At 38.1% G+C, this 15,864-nt stretch carries 10 protein-coding genes; 3 read left to right on the forward strand and 7 right to left on the reverse strand.

The annotated features are described in order from the left end of the window. Positions 1-242 precede the first annotated feature (242 nt). The 7 genes from JET18_RS07590 to JET18_RS07620 all read right to left on the reverse strand — a co-directional run bounded on the left by JET18_RS07590 (position 243) and on the right by JET18_RS07620 (position 10,733). Positions 243-974: a LytR/AlgR family response regulator transcription factor gene (locus tag JET18_RS07590; protein ID WP_202090011.1), complete on the reverse strand. Its 732-nt coding sequence runs from the start codon at positions 972-974 to the stop codon at positions 243-245. Beyond that, the gene (locus JET18_RS07595) at positions 943-3,888 is read right to left on the reverse strand and encodes a sensor histidine kinase (protein WP_202090012.1); all 2,946 of its coding nucleotides are present in this window, start codon (positions 3,886-3,888) and stop codon (positions 943-945) included. Before JET18_RS07595 ends, JET18_RS07590 begins: the two co-directional genes overlap by 32 nt. Positions 3,889-4,078: 190 nt before the next feature. After that, entirely contained in the window at positions 4,079-5,137 is a 1,059-nt protein-coding gene (locus tag JET18_RS07600) for a hypothetical protein (RefSeq protein WP_202090013.1), read from the reverse strand. 120 nt (positions 5,138-5,257) lie between these two features. Then, on the reverse strand, positions 5,258-6,499 hold the full coding sequence (locus JET18_RS07605) for a T9SS type A sorting domain-containing protein (RefSeq protein ID WP_202090014.1): 1,242 nt from the start codon (positions 6,497-6,499) through the stop codon (positions 5,258-5,260). Between the two features lie 292 nt (positions 6,500-6,791). Then, positions 6,792-6,995, reverse strand: coding sequence for a hypothetical protein (locus tag JET18_RS07610; RefSeq protein WP_202090015.1), 204 nt, complete (start codon positions 6,993-6,995; stop codon positions 6,792-6,794). A gap of 110 nt (positions 6,996-7,105) precedes the next feature. Continuing rightward, positions 7,106-7,837: a LytR/AlgR family response regulator transcription factor gene (locus JET18_RS07615; RefSeq protein WP_202090016.1), complete on the reverse strand. Its 732-nt coding sequence runs from the start codon at positions 7,835-7,837 to the stop codon at positions 7,106-7,108. Beyond that, positions 7,806-10,733 (reverse strand): sensor histidine kinase, encoded by a 2,928-nt coding sequence (locus JET18_RS07620; protein WP_202090017.1) that lies wholly within the window; start codon positions 10,731-10,733, stop codon positions 7,806-7,808. Before JET18_RS07620 ends, JET18_RS07615 begins: the two co-directional genes overlap by 32 nt. A 142-nt stretch (positions 10,734-10,875) precedes the next feature. Between JET18_RS07620 and JET18_RS07625 the strand changes: the two genes are divergently transcribed. The 3 genes from JET18_RS07625 to JET18_RS07635 are packed head-to-tail and all read left to right on the forward strand — an operon-like array spanning position 10,876 to position 15,863. Continuing rightward, positions 10,876-12,759: a DNA topoisomerase IV subunit B gene (locus JET18_RS07625; RefSeq protein ID WP_202090018.1), complete on the forward strand. Its 1,884-nt coding sequence runs from the start codon at positions 10,876-10,878 to the stop codon at positions 12,757-12,759. 33 nt (positions 12,760-12,792) lie between these two features. Continuing rightward, entirely contained in the window at positions 12,793-13,269 is a 477-nt protein-coding gene (locus tag JET18_RS07630; protein WP_202090019.1) for a hypothetical protein, read from the forward strand. A gap of 5 nt (positions 13,270-13,274) precedes the next feature. Then, entirely contained in the window at positions 13,275-15,863 is a 2,589-nt protein-coding gene (locus JET18_RS07635; protein WP_228728499.1) for a DNA gyrase/topoisomerase IV subunit A, read from the forward strand. Position 15,864 lies beyond the last annotated feature (1 nt).

The following is a 15,864-nucleotide window of genomic DNA, read 5'->3' on the forward strand; positions in this document are numbered from 1 at the left end:
ATTAAAGGGATTATCAATTCTCTTTTGTGTGAATTGGTAAGTGTGGCTGTTTTTCTAATAAGTGTAGATGAATTAAGGTTAAGTGTAGATTTTTCTGACTATTAAGATAGAATGCCTAAACTATTTTACCGGAAAAATGATCGTATTCGAGCCTTTCATACAGAAGGCCCGGGCAGATTGGTGAAAAGGAAGCTGAAATAATGATTGGAAAATAATACGGGACTGAATTTCAATGCAGCTTATTATTCCAAATTTTCAATCTTATGTAAAAAATCATTCTTTTTGCGGACGGAAACATCCAGAATAGACTGGTCAGCCATCACAACCTGGCCGCCTTTTCCTTTGATATATTCTTTAAGGTGAAAAAGATTGATCAGATGCTTATGATGTATCCTGAAGAAATTATATTTCGTAAGCTGTTCTTCAAACTCATGCAGGGTTTTGGAAACAATGATTTTGGTTTTGTCGGTCAGGAAAAAAGTAGTGTAGCTGGAATCTGCTTCACAGCGGATAATATCGCTGATATTGGTCAGTCTGAAGCCCTGAAGGGTGGGAAGGCTGATTTTATTCTCAGGTAATGAAACACCGGGAGAACTTTTTATTTTTTTGATGTTTTCCAGAACTTTATTGACCCCGATAATGAAATCCATTTTTTTAATAGGTTTCAATAAATAATCTGCAGCACCGTTTTTTATAGCCTGTATGGCAAAATTTTCATATGCCGTAATGAAAATAATCCGGGAATCTATTTCCCTGAATTTGGATAGAAGATCAAATGCGGTCCCGTCCTTCAGCTGTACATCCAGAAAAATAATATCCGGTGTATTTTTGGACAGATAAATATAGGCTTCCTCCACACTTGATGCCTGAAATGCCGGTTGGATTTCAGGAAACTCATTCTCCAGCAGAAGAGCAATATAATCTCTTCCATCCTGTTCATCATCAATGATGCATGCTTGTATTTTGGTTTTCATAGGGTTTGATATAAAGTTTGATCTGGGTTCCCGGTCTTTGTTCTTTTTCAGAAAGATCGATGATCTCCAGTTGTATATGAGTCTCAAAAAGCTGCCTGAATGTTTCAATTCTTTTCTGAGATAATTTTACCCCGAAAGAATCAGCCTTGGTCTGCTTTCCGCTGCCGATTCCTACACCGTTGTCTTCAATGATGACGCAGAGTGCTGTTCCGGTATGGTCAAATGACACGTCTATTTTTCCTTTCCTGTCTTTTAAACCTGAAACGCCGTGTTTTATTGCATTTTCCACAAAAGGCTGGATCAGAAGTGAAGGAACTACCCAGTTTTTATCAACCTTTTCAGAAATGGTGATCTTGTAATCAAACAGGTCTTTCAGCCTCAGTTTTTCCATATTCAGATATAAAGAAAGATAGTCCGCTTCTTCCTGAATCGGCATAAATGTTTTCTCGGAATAATGCAGGGTTTTCCTGATCATTTGGGCAAATACTTCAAGATAGTTTTCCGTTTCCCGGTAGTCTTTTTTATACAGAAGAAACTGAATGGAATTAAGACAGTTGTAGATAAAATGCGGGTTGATCTGAGCTTTGATAGCCTGAAGTTCAAGCTCAGCAATCTTTTTTTCGTAGTAAAGCGTTTCCAGTTTTTTATTTCTTTTTTTCTGAAAATACAGATTGATCATGATAAATAGCGCAGCGGCACCAAGGCTGATGATCATGGTTTTGAACCACCAGGTCTGCCAGAATTTGGGATGAATTTCAAAATGCAGCTCAGTAGGGACGGAAGATCTTTTTCCGTTATATCCGATACCGAAGATGGTAAAGGTATAATTTCCCGGCGGTAAGGAATAAAGGGTGATTTTTTGAGAAGTACTGGTTTGCCAGTCGTTGCTGAGTCCTTCAATTTTATAGCGGTAGCTTATTTTTCCCTGTGAAGTAAAATCAGGGAAGCTTACATTAAAGGTAATATCATTCTCCGGAGTCTGCCCCGATAATGTCTGATGAGGATCAAAAATTTCCTTACCTCCGATCATTACAGAATTAATGATCACTTTTTTATCGATAAAGCTTTTCTGGCTCATCAGATTTTTGACCGAAAGAATCCCCAAACCTTTTGATGTGCCTACAAAAAGGGTGTCTCCGGAGAGAACGCATCCTGCAACGGTATTGGAGGGAAGGCCGTCTGTCTGTGTGAAATTGTTGATTTTCACATCATTTCCTTTAAGCTCTATTCTGCTGAGTCCGTAATTGGTGCTTGCCCAGAAGATATTTTTGTTTTCAACTTCTATTTTTTTGATCTGTCCTGTGGAAAGTCCCGTACTTTCCGTAATTTTTCTGATGATTCTTCTGTTATCAAAAAGCATAATCCCATTGAGATTGGTCGCTCCGACGTATAGATTATCCCTGAGCTTTTTAATATCTGTAAAATAATATCCTTCCAGAAACAGGGTTTTCTTTTTGGTGATGGTATTTACTTTATAAAGATCCTTAAAACCTCCTGCAAACAGGCTGTCCCCGGCGTATGGAAGTGCGGTATAGATTCTTTCTTTACTGAGTACATCCGTGTATTTTCTCGTCCGGTAATTGTAAGAAAGAAGTCCGTCTGAGGTACACAGCAGAATAGATCCCTGTGTGTAGGGTACGATATTCTTTAAAACGATATCCTTTAAAAAAAGCGTCTCTTTGATTCCGGTATTGTACTGGAAAAGTCTTCTTGTAAGCCCGAATAAAACTGTATTTCCTTCCGCAAAAATAGCTTTGTGTTCTAATTTGATATTTTTTTCAAAAACAAGATCGGTGACCTGTCCGTTGTGGTACAGGCCGCTTTTGGACTCATTATAGCCCAGATAAATATTAGGATCATGACCATCAATGTTTTTTGCAATCACTGTAATGTAAGACGCATTATTGCTGATCGGCCGGTGAATATAGTTTTTGAAAAAACGGTCGGCAATAAAGAAAAGCCCGTTATTTCTCGTAGAAAACCATGTATTATTATCTTTATCTACCAGGATGTCACTCATGATATAGTTTTCCATCATCTTAACAGGGGCGGTGAGTTCGCCTTCTTCCAGCAGTGACTGTTTGAAATAAAGAGCTCCGCCTTCTTCCAGACAAAGCCAAAGGCGGTTATTTTTGTCTATGATGTGTCTTTCTATATTTTCCTGAGCCTGATAGCTTTTAATTTTTTTGAAATAAAATTTATTATGAAGTTGATATACGTCTACATTTCTTTTGTTTCTGAACACAAAAATATTCCCTTTTCTAAGGATGAATGTGCTTCTATTTGCATAAATATTGCACACCGTTTTCTTTTTGCTTCTGATGTCATAAGCAATAATGTTTCCACCTTTATACTGATCCAGTTGATAGAATGTATGATCCGGAATGTCAAGGCCAAAAGTATAATATTCATTTTTTGAGTTTGTTTTGACATCCACGGGAATTCTGTTCACTTTCCCTTCTTTGTAAATGTAAATATTTGCAGGGTTATAGGTGGAGTATAAGTACAGGGAGCTGCCGTCAATATAATAGTCCGGATTATGGGTAAACTGAATTTTTTTCAGTTCGCTGTTCATATCCGAATTGATTACTTTTCCGTTTTTCAGGTAGGCAAAATCATTCAGAAAGGTAGCCACGAAAACTTCACCGTTGGATAAAGGGATGCAGGATAAAGCCTCAATGTTTTTCAGGCCATGCTTATTATTGAAATGCTTAAATTCCTTTCCGTCAAACCTGAACAGGCCATTGTCACTTCCAATCCAGAGAAATCCGGACGGATCCTGGCTCAGTGAATAGGAATGTGAATTATTCAGGCCGTCTTCTTCATTATAATTGACCATTCCGGGAATCTGTGCAAAAAATAATGTTGGAGCCAGCCAAAAGAAAAATGAGAAAAGTATAAATAATTTTTTCACATCACATTGAATAATGGTGTAAATATAGAATTTGATTGATAATAATGCAACTCACAGTAAAGAATATTCTGTAAAGTGAATTGAATAGATTTTTTTTAACCGAAACAGAGAAGGGGTGAAAAACAAAAACAGTAGAAATCCTGAGATTTCTACTGTTTGTACAGATTCATGTAATGTGTAATAACAAATATTAATGATCCTCAATATGTAAAGTATGGGTTCCTCCGCAGCCAACAATGTCAGCATATACATTATATTCTTTCAAAGCATAGGTGCTTTGGTAAGGCCTGAATGTAGCTTTATTTCCATCATGAGACCAGGCCAGGCTGTTTCCCCAACTGTCAGGATCTCCTCCCCAATACTCTGAACTGCCACATCTTTTTTTGAAAGTGTAAGAAAAATAGGAAATATCCGGATACTGGGTATTATCACTAAACCAAATAAGTGCACGTTTTTGTCCCTTCGCTTCTCCTACTATAGAAAAATAAATTCCGGCAGACTGATACGTCAGTTCTTTTTTTGTTTTTCTGTTTCTGGTACAGTATACACCATCATTACTGCTATCTAGTCTTTTTTGTCTTTTGTTTGCCCATCGGTCTTTACATCCAATAAAATTAAATAAGTAAGAAACCAGTTCAGTGTTAGGATCATGTGAAGTTATCACAGATTCATCTGTTGGATTGTTTAGAATAATATTTATGGCATCAGGGGTAGTCTTGGAGATCGTATAAATTTTGTCATTAGCAAGATCTACCCGTACAATATAGTTTCCCAGTTCCACTAATTTTTTCTGATTTAAAATATCCAGCAACAATCCATATTCGGCATAAATTGCGTCTTCCATTTTTGGATTAGTCTCCAAGTCCGGTGATTGCAAATCAATTAGATAATTGATTTCATCTATGGTATTTCGCAGAGGGGAATAATCTGTTGTTTCTATTTTTTGATTTGCAAATTCAGGATTGTCAAAAAAATTTTCATAGTCAGCCAATGTCTCAAATTTCAGCATCTTTTTTGGATCGCTGTCAGTACTCTTATGCATATAAAGCTGATGATCCTGCTGTAATGGCTGTTCAGTAATTTCATCAAGATTTTTTTGACAGCCTAAAGATAATACCGATATAAGTGCTATGAAAATCGAATGATGCAGATAAACTCTCCTTACTGTAATACAATATTCTTTATTGCTTATTTCATAAAAGAGCTTTTTTATTGGGCTCAGTATTGTAAGTGATTCTTTTGTTTTCATTATTAATATTTTGAATGTTATTTGAGTTTTCGTAGAATAGGAAAAGCTTCTGCTGTAAGGAAGAAACTTTTCCTGAAGCTTTTTTTAATTTGTGTTGAATTCGGTGTCAGCTATTCCCAATTACTTTGAAATAATCAACTTTTGCGAACTGATTTTACCGTTTGATTTTAATTCAACGATATAGTTTCCCTGATTCATTTTTTCAATATTAATCTTAATGCTCTGGTGTCCGGTGTCAAGATTTTCGTTTTTTTCAAGTACTGTTTTTCCTGAAGTATCAATAATTCTCACATAAACAGTTTCCCTTGCGTCTTGAATTGTTGAGATCTCTATATAACTTTTTGCAGGATTTGGGACTATGGAAAAGTCGTTCTGCTTATCAGCCTGTCGTTCTGCTTTTGCAATTGCTTCAAGTTCAGATATTGATGATTTGGCCTTTACAGTAGTAGTGATTTCTTTTGATGGAAGATTGGATGGTCTGTAACAGAAGGTAAAACATCTTCTGCATTTGGAGAATTTACCTTCGTTTTCTGTAACGCAAACTGTATAAGTACCCGCTGTAGAATAGGTATGTGGTGTAGTAGGATAAATAAAATTGGATGAAGTGCCATCTCCCCAATCTATTACATAAGTAGGTCCAGGACTTCCAGGTGTGGAAAAAAGGATAGGATTGATTATGGTTAAATTCGCATTAGCAGTATTGTTTAATGTATTGAATGAAATATCAAGATTAAAATCGGCTGTACAGTCAGTACATGGTTTCACGCAGATATTATCAAAAAATACTATTTCCTGTTGAGTGGTGGTAATATCAGGAGTAATAATCAGAGTGGTGGAGGTCATCATCAGGTTATCAAAGTCTGCCGGATTACTGGATGTGTTCAGTGCCCAGCTTCCATCTGAATTACTTGGAAGTACGCCGCCGCTCGAAAATTGAATAGGAGCTTTAATACGAACCCATCCGCTTCCCGGTGTTACTGTTACATTTGCTGTAAATGTGGCATAGTGGACCCCGTTGGAAATAATAATGAATGGATGGTAAGGTTGTCCAAAGCCACTGTCATTTTTAAGATAAAAATCAAAATAAAGGCATTGGCCCAGGAATCTTTTTCCAAGATCTCGGAAATCTGTAGTATTTTGATACCAGGAACCACCGGATTTGTCACCTAAAATAAGATGCTGTGATCCGTCTAAAGCGTTGGGAGAGCCAAAGTTTACCGATACATTTCCATTGGGCGCAGGGGAGGGCGCCCAGTTTCCGGCAGGATTGGAAGAAGCATTGAAGTCTGAACATGGAGACTGGGCATTGAATGCTAGGCATCCTAAAAGCAAGTATATTACTAAAGAATATATACGTTCCATAATGCATATTGGTTTTATAAATCAAAAGCCAATAAAAACTTTAAAAATTAATATTTTGTGAAGGTTTTATCACTACTTACCAGGAGATAAGTGATGGTTGAAAAGTGTTGAAAAATGGATAATCTTCTTGAAGTTCAGTTCTCAGATTATTTATCATTTTGTGTCTGAATGTCAATAATTGTTTGTGATTTTTAACAAAGAAGCTGTCTCAAAAGTATTTCCTCTCTTGAACTTTTGTCATTTAGGAGATTCTTGATATTCTACTTATTGAGACAGCTTCATCTATACTGTTTTATTTAGGCTCCACCCACGGAAGTCCGCCCCACGGCATTGTGTAGATAGCAGGAATTCCTCCAATGGGTTGTTGTGGATTTTGGCAGATAGGAGGTTGAGGAGGCTTAATTGCCCCCGGACTACTTGGCGTTATAAAAGCGGTTCCTCCTGTAATAGCATTCATTTGGTTTTTCTTAAGTACTTTTCCTGTAATTGTTTTCATGATAATTTTTTTATTGATTAACATGACTAAAGTAAACAAGACTCCAAAGAAAAAATATCTGGAACTAATAAGTGCGTGGGTCGGGTCAGTAAATGCGAAACAAGGAGATTTTAATCCGTATTTCCTATCTTATGAAGGAAATCATTTTTTCTGCGGAAAGATACATCCAGAACCGAACCGTCGCTCATCACCACCTGTCCGCCTCTTCCTTTAACGTATTCCTGAAGATGATCCAGATTAATGAGATGTTTATGATGTATTCTGAAAAAATTAAGGTCAGGAAGGACCAGTTCAAACTCGTGAAGCGTTTTGGAAACCATTATTTTGGTTTTATTGGTGAGATAAAAGGTGGTGTAACTGGAATCTGCCTCGCAGCGGACAATATCGGCAATATTAATGATCTTAAATCCCTGGAGGGTAGAGAGAATGACTTTATGATCCTGCAGAGGATTAATTTGGGCAGGCTGCACCTTTTTGATGTTTTCCAGAGCTTTATTGACGGCAACAATAAAATCAATTTTTTTAATGGGCTTTAAAAGATAATCCGTTACCCCGTTTCTGATCGCCTGAATGGCAAAATTTTCATAGGCGGTAACAAAAATAATCTGAGACGGAAGTTCTTTGAAATTCGACAATAGATCGAATGCCGTATTCTCCCTAAGCTGAATATCTAAGAATATGATGTCCGGGATATTTTTCAGTAGATTTTTGTAGGAATCTTCAATATTGGATGCCTGAAAAATAATTTCAAAGTCAGGAAATTCTTTTTTTACCAATAAGGCAATGTAATCTCTTCCATGCTTCTCATCGTCAATGATGCAGATTTGTGTTTTGGTTTTCATAGGGGCTGATGTATAGTTTTATTTGTGTTCCTTGTTTTCTATCTTTTTCAGAAAGGTCATTAATCTCCAGAATAATATCGGTTTCAAAAAGCTGCTGAAAAATTTTAATTCTTTTCTGAGATAATTTTAATCCAAAAGAGCTGGGATGAATGGGTAACTGGCTGTTGGTTTTGATGCCTTTGCCGTTATCTTCAATTGTAATGCAGAGGGTGGAATCTGCATGATCAAAAGATATTTTAATTATTCCTTTTGTTGAATTCAGGCTGGATATTCCATGTTTTATAGCATTTTCTACGAAAGGCTGAATCAGTAATGAAGGGATAACCCATCTTTTATTTACTTTTTCAGATACATAGATTTCATAATCAAACAATCCGTCCTGGCGGAGCTTTTCCATATCCATATACAGAGAAAGATAATCCACCTCTTCTTCTATAGGCATAAAGGTTTTTTCTGAGTAATGAAGCGTTTTTCTGATCAGCTGGGAGAACGTATCCAGATAATTTTCTGTTTCCTCATAATCTTCCTTAAACAGCAGGTATTTAATGGAATTAAGACAGTTGTAGATAAAATGAGGATTAATCTGTGCCTTGATGGCCTGCAGTTCCAGCTCTGCAATCTTCTTTTCATGAAAGAATTTTTCTAGTTTTTTATTACGCCTTTTCTGCAGTCTGTAATTGATAACCGCCGTGAAAATCATGATGGTAATAATCACTAAAACAGTCCTGAACCACCAGGTCTGCCAGAACCTTGGCTTGATCTCAAAAGCCAGATCAGAAGAAATATAAGACTGCTTCCCGTTGTAGCCCAACCCATAGACCCGGAATACATATTTTCCCGGAGGAATGGAATTGAAGATGATTTTCGAGGAACTGCTGACCTGCCAGTCGTCATCAAGCCCTTCCAGCTTGTACTTGTAGCTTATTTTCCCCTGCGAGACATAATCTGGAAAGCTGAGGTTGAAAAGCACATAGTTATTAGAATAGCCGTTCAGGTCATTGCCCGGATGATAATGTTCATTATTTTCAATAGTTACGGAATTGATAATCACTTTTTTCTGTATGAATTTTTCCTGAGCCAGCAGTTTTTTTATTGAAAAGATTCCCAGTCCTTTGGATGTACCGATGAAAATAGTATCGTTTCTGATGACACATTCTGATACCGCATTCGAGGGAAGGCCGTCTGTCTGGGTTAAATTGGTGATCTGAGGATTATTATGAACGAGTTCAATTCTTGAAATTCCGGAATTGGTGCTGGCCCAGAAGGTATTTGGGTTTTCTACCTCTATTTTTTTCACCTGATCACTGATAAGGCCATCTTTTTTCTCAATTTTTTTTAAAATACCCTGATCATTGAAAATAATAATTCCGTTGAGGTTGGTGGCGCCCAGATAAACATTGTCCTTTAGTTTTTTTAAATCCGTAAAATAATATCCCTTCAGGAATAAAGTCTTTTTTTTAGTTTTGATATTGAATTTGTACAGGTCACTGAAGTTACCGATAAACAGATCATCTTTAGTATACGGAAGGGCTGTGTAGGTTCTTTCATTCAGAAGATAAGTGGTTTTTCTGCTGTGCAGATCATACGCCAGTAAGCAGGTGGCTGTGCAGAAAATGACGGAACTTTCGGTGTAGGGGCTGATGCTTTTTACATTACAAATCAGTTCTGTATTCTTATTCTGTAAAATATCATGGATGATAATTTTGTCGGACAGTCCGAAAATTGCCGTATTATTCTTGATATACACGGATTTGTTTTCATCTTTATTGTTTGGATCAATAACGACATCCCTTATTTGTCCGTTTTTTCCGATAATGGCTCCCGAAGATTTATTGTAGCCCAGAATAATGCTTTCATCATCTTTCGCGATAGCTTTGATATATTCGGCATTGCTTTTTACCGATAAATTGATATGATTCGTAAAAAGAGCTTTGGGGATAAAAAAAAGACCGCTGTTCCTGGAATTGAACCAGACATTCTCATCCTGATCCACCAGAACATTATTGATCACATGGTCTTTCAATATTTTTACGGGAGAAACAAGAGTTTTCTTAGGGTCCAGAAGGGACTGGTTAAAGTACAGTACGCCTCCGTTTTGAACATTCAGCCACAGCTTATTGTTTTTGTCAATAACGCCATAAAAGATGTTCTCTTTTGTATCATAGGAATGAATCTTTTTTACATGATACGGATCAGTCCGCAGGTAGATCGTGATTTTTCCTTTATTCTGAAATACAAAAAGATCACCCTTTTCACAAATCATATTTCCCTTATCTATTTTTATCTCTTTTTCTTTTCGGGTGATCAGATTGTAGACTACAATTTCTCCTTTATAAGAATTTTTTAAATATAAATTCTTGGTTCGAAAGTCATATTGCAGAGTTGAAAGATTCCTTTTTTTATACTCCAGAAGAACAGGAGTTTTCTTTACTTTTCCGTTTTCATAAGTAAAAATATTCCGGGGATTTCCTGTGCCATAGAGATAGAGCCTGTTTCCATCACGTGTAATTTGAGGGATATATCCTGAGAACTGGTTCTTGAGATAATCATTGATGTTTAAATTGATCACCCGTCCGTTTTTCAGATAGGCAAAATCATTAAGGAAGGGAAGTATAAAAACTTCTCCGTTGGGTAAAGGCTCGCAGGATATGATATCAATGTTTTTCAAACCTTCTTCTTTTCCATACTGCTTAAAATCCTTTCCGTCAAATCTGAACAGGCCGTTGTCACTTCCGATCCAGATAAAGCCGTTTTTGTCCTGTCTCAGATGATAAGTATAGGAACTGTTCAGACCATCCGCTTCATTATAGTTGACCATTCCGGGAATCTGCGCAAAAAATAATGATAAAGGCGGCATGATGAAGGAAAATAAAAAGAAAGTAATTATTTTTTTCACATGACATTGAATAATGCTGTAAATATATAATTTGATTAATAATAATGCAATCTTTAAGGTGGAATATTAGAAAAAATCGAACCGAAAAAATTCGGATAATTTTGTACAATTTCGTACTTTTGTATGTTTGCTGAAATCATATATGTCACAAGAAATAAATCCAATCTACTCCGAAGATAATATCAGAACCCTCGACTGGCAGGAACACATCCGTCTGCGCCCCGGAATGTACATCGGGAAGCTCGGAGACGGCTCCTCTGCGGACGACGGTATTTACATTCTCCTGAAAGAAATCCTGGACAACTCCATTGATGAGTTCAGAATGAAGTCAGGAAAACGAATTGAAATAAAAGTGGACGACGGTAAAGTCAGTATCCGTGACTTCGGCCGTGGAATCCCGCTGGGAAAGGTAGTAGATGCCGTTTCCAAAATGAATACGGGTGGAAAATATGACAGCAAAGCCTTCAAGAAATCCGTAGGATTGAACGGGGTAGGTACCAAAGCGGTCAATGCCCTTTCAGAATACTTCCGCGTACGGTCTTTCCGTGAAGGGAAAATGAAGATGGCGGAATTCTCCCGTGGTCTGATCACGGAAAATCATGAAGAAAAAGACACTTCAGACCGTAACGGGACTGAAATATCCTTCGTCCCTGATGGTGAGATCTTCCTTCACTTCAAATACAGAAAAGAATATATAGAGAAAATGCTGCGCAACTATGCGTATCTGAATCCCGGACTGAAAATTATTTTCAACGGGGAAACCTATTATTCTGAGAACGGTCTTAAAGATCTTTTGGAAGAAGAAATGGAAAACGAAATTCTGTATTCCATCATTCACCTGAAAGATAATGATATAGAACTCGCGATCACCCATTCTGATAAATCGCAGACAGAAACCTATTTTTCTTTCGTAAACGGACAGAATACCACACAGGGAGGAACGCATCTTAATGCTTTCCGTGAAGCCTACGTAAAGACGATCCGTGAGTTTTTCAATAAAAACTTTGATGCATCAGATATCAGGAAGTCCATTATTGCTGCCATTTCCATCAATGTGGAAGAACCGGTTTTTGAATCCCAGACCAAAACAAAACTGGGATCTAATGATATGGGACCGAACGGGCCTACCGTAAGAACTTTTATCATTGATTTCCTGAAAAGCAAGCTGGATAATTTCCTTCACAGGAACCCTGAAATTGCAGAAGCGATCCAGAGGAAGATCCTGATCTCTGAAAGAGAAAGAAAGGAACTGTCCGGAATCCAGAAGCTGGCCAGGGAAAGAGCCAAGAAAGTATCGCTGCACAACAAAAAACTGCGCGACTGCAGACAGCATTACAACGATCAGAAGAATGAAAGAAAAGGGGAAACCCAGATCTTCATTACCGAAGGGGATTCTGCATCCGGATCCATCACAAAATCAAGAGATGTGGAAACGCAGGCTGTATTTTCATTAAAAGGAAAACCGCTGAACTGCTACGGACTCACGAAAAAAGTCGTGTACGAGAATGAAGAATTCAATCTTCTGCAAGCAGCCTTAAATATTGAAGAAAGTCTGGAAGATCTCAGATACAACCAGGTGATTATCTCTACCGATGCCGATGTGGATGGGATGCACATCCGTCTGCTGATGATCACGTTTTTCCTTCAGTTCTTCCCGGATCTGATCAAAAACGGTCACCTTTATATTCTTCAGACGCCATTATTCAGAGTAAGAAATAAAAAGGAAACAAGATACTGCTACAGTGAAGCAGAAAGAATCAAAGCCCTGAATGAGCTTGGGAAAAATCCTGAAATCACCCGATTCAAGGGACTTGGAGAAATTTCACCGGACGAGTTCAAGCATTTTATCGGGAAAGATATCCGTTTGGAGCCCGTGGTGGTAGGAAAAGACCAGACCATAGATCAATTGCTGGAATTCTATATGGGGAAAAATACCCCGGACAGACAGCTGTTTATCCTGGAAAACCTGGTTGTGGAAGACACAGATATTGATAAAAAAGAGATGTTAGATGAAGCTGTGGGTTAAAAAAAACTAAAACTAATAACATAAAAAATCAAAATGAGACTTAGCAACCGCAATAAAGCTTCTGTATACAATTTTGTACACACGCTTCTGCTGATGATGGTCGTGTTTGGGATTGCTGCATTTTTATTGAATGAATACAGATTTCATGCTGTAGACGAGGAAAGTTATCTTTTTCTTGGTGTTCCGGTCCTGCTGTTGGTCATTTTTCATCTTAATGGCAGGCAGATCTTTGAATATGACAGCGACGGGGAAGCTTTAAACTTTAAGAACAGGAATATTGTTCCTTTTATGGACAGGCCTCTTCACGATGAATTTCCAAAGTATAAACTCATCACCTATGAGATTCTCACAGTCTTTCTGATGAAGAGATTGTATGTGACCATTTCAAGCAAAAACAACGGTTCTACGATACTTAAATATGAAATTTCCTATTTAAGTCAAAAAGAAGTAAATGATTTAAAACTCTCTCTGAATAAAGTAGTGAAAGCTAATAAAGAGAAAAACGATTAATATAGATGATGACAGACGAAAACTCGCACGAAGGTGAGAGCTTGAAAAAAGTCTCAGGACTTTATAAAGACTGGTTTCTGGACTATGCTTCCTATGTAATTCTCGATAGAGCGATTCCTTCGGTCTACGATGGGCTTAAACCCGTTCAGAGAAGGATCATGCACTCTATGCGGGAGCTGGAAGACGGCCGTTACAATAAAGTAGCCAATATCGTAGGAAATACCATGAAATATCACCCTCATGGTGATGCTTCCATTACCGATGCCATGGTGCAGATAGGGCAGAAAGAACTTCTGATAGATACCCAGGGAAACTGGGGAAACATCTATACCGGAGATTCTGCGGCGGCGGCGAGATATATTGAGGCCAGACTGACCCCTTTCGCACTGGAAGTGGTCTTTAACCCTAAAACTACGGAATGGGCAAAATCCTATGACGGCAGAAATAATGAACCTATTGATCTTCCTGTAAAATTCCCGCTGCTTCTGGCACAAGGTGTGGAAGGGATCGGAGTAGGGCTTTCCACTAAAATTCTTCCCCATAATTTCAATGAGCTGATCAATGCATCAGTGGCTCACCTGAAAGGAAAGAAATTTGAACTGTTTCCTGACTTCCTGACCGCGGGCTATCTGGATGTTTCCGAATATAATGACGGTCACAGAGGCGGAAAAGTACGGGCCAGAGCCAGAATTACCCAAACGGATAAGCATACGCTGGTTATTTCCGAACTTCCTTTCTCAAAAACGACAAGCGACCTGATCGATTCTATCCTGAAAGCCAATGAAAAAGGAAAGATCAAGATCAAAAAGATTGAAGACAATACTTCAGATACGGTAGAAATCCTGATTCATCTTCATAATGATGTGTCTCCGGATAAGACGATTGATGCATTGTATGCATTCACTGACTGCCAGGTGACGATTTCTCCGAATGCCTGTGTGATTGTAGGGGATAAGCCGATGTTCATGAATGTTTCCGATATTCTGAAAATGAATACGGAACATACCGTTTCGCTGCTTAAGAAAGAACTGGAAATAGAACTTCACGAGCTTCAGGAAAGCTGGCATTTCTCCTCCCTGGAAAGAATTTTCATCGAAAACAGGATCTATCACGATATTGAAGAGGTGAAAACCTGGGAAGATGTATTAAAGACCATTGATGCAGGCTTAAAACCTCATACCAAACATCTTTTAAGAGCGGTAACGGAAGAAGATATTTTAAAGCTGACCGAGATCAGGATCAAAAGGATTTCCAGATTCGATTTAGATAAATTTAAAGAAAATATAGCCGCCCTTGAAGGTAAAATAGAGCAGGTAAAACATAATCTGGCCAATCTGATTGCTTACGCGATTGATTATTATTTAAATATTCAGAAGAAATACGGTAAAGACAGACAGAGAAAGACCGAGCTTAGAATCTTTGATACCATTGATGCAACTAAAGTAGCGGTGGCCAATGAAAAATTCTATGCCAATTTTGAAGAAGGCTTTATCGGAACATCCCTGAAAAAAGACCAGTACCTGTTTGACTGTTCAGATATTGATGATATCATTATTTTCAGAAAAGACGGAACCATGAAAGTCGTGAAGGTGGATGCCAAAACATTCGTTGGAAAAGACCTTCTGCACGTTGCCATCTGGAAGAAAAATGATAAAAGAACGGTGTACAACATGATCTACCGCGAAGGCAGCGCCGGACCTTACTATATGAAACGTTTTTCCGTAACAGCTGTTACCCGAAACACAGACTATCCGCTGGCTTCGGACAAAAAAGGTTCTGAAACCCTGTATTTCTCGGCTAATCCTAATGGGGAAGCAGAAACGGTAACCGTTCTTCTGAAACCGAATCCGAGAATCCGAAAGAATAAAATGGAAATTGATTTTTCCGATCTGGCCATTAAAGGAAGAGATTCCAAAGGAAACCTGGTGACCAAATATTCCGTGAAAAAAGTGGATTTGAAAGAAGAAGGTGTTTCTACACTGGCTCCGAGAAAAATCTGGTTTGATGATACGGTAAGAAGACTGAATGCAGATGCAAGAGGAACCCTGCTGGGCCATTTCAAAGGGGATGACAGAATTCTGACCATCAACACCAACGGTGAAGTGAAGCTGGTTTCTTTCGATCTGGGCAACCGTTTCGATGATGAATACCTGGTTCTGGAAAAATGGAAGCCGCAGCAGCCGGTAACCTGCATTTATTATGACGGGGAAAAAGACATGTATTTCATCAAGAGATTCCTGCTGGAAAATACAGTGAATCTGCAGACGTTCATGCCTTCCGAACATTCCAAATCGTTTATTGAAAATGTAATTGTGGCGAACGGTGCTACGGCAGAGATTATTTTTGCCAAAGACAAAGGAAAAGACCGCGATGCTGAAACCATTAATATTGACGAATTTATTACCGTAAAAGGAATAAAAGCCATTGGAAACCAATTCACGAAATTTAAAGTAAAAACCATCAATATTACTATTCCGGAACCTGTGGAAGAAGAGCCGGAACCGTACGAAGAACCGGAAACCGGAGACGGTATTGTAGATGATGACCGAACCGTGATCGGTGATCTGTTTGAGACCGATGAACCTGAAAATTAAG

This window comes from Chryseobacterium endalhagicum, assembly GCF_016745235.1.
In the GTDB taxonomy this organism is placed as follows: Bacteria; Bacteroidota; Bacteroidia; order Flavobacteriales; family Weeksellaceae; genus Chryseobacterium; species Chryseobacterium endalhagicum.

Bases quoted from the DNA above. Each gene is read 5' to 3' on its own strand.
- JET18_RS07590 (WP_202090011.1), bottom strand. From the start codon at position 974: ATGAAAACCAAAATACAAGCATGCATCATTGATGATGAACAGGATGGA.
- JET18_RS07600 (WP_202090013.1), bottom strand. From the start codon at position 5,137: ATGAAAACAAAAGAATCACTTACAATACTGAGCCCAATAAAAAAGCTC.
- JET18_RS07605 (WP_202090014.1), bottom strand. From the start codon at position 6,499: ATGGAACGTATATATTCTTTAGTAATATACTTGCTTTTAGGATGCCTA.
- JET18_RS07610 (WP_202090015.1), bottom strand. From the start codon at position 6,995: ATGAAAACAATTACAGGAAAAGTACTTAAGAAAAACCAAATGAATGCT.
- JET18_RS07615 (WP_202090016.1), bottom strand. From the start codon at position 7,837: ATGAAAACCAAAACACAAATCTGCATCATTGACGATGAGAAGCATGGA.
- JET18_RS07625 (WP_202090018.1), top strand. From the start codon at position 10,876: ATGTCACAAGAAATAAATCCAATCTACTCCGAAGATAATATCAGAACC.
- JET18_RS07630 (WP_202090019.1), top strand. From the start codon at position 12,793: ATGAGACTTAGCAACCGCAATAAAGCTTCTGTATACAATTTTGTACAC.
- JET18_RS07635 (WP_228728499.1), top strand. From the start codon at position 13,275: ATGATGACAGACGAAAACTCGCACGAAGGTGAGAGCTTGAAAAAAGTC.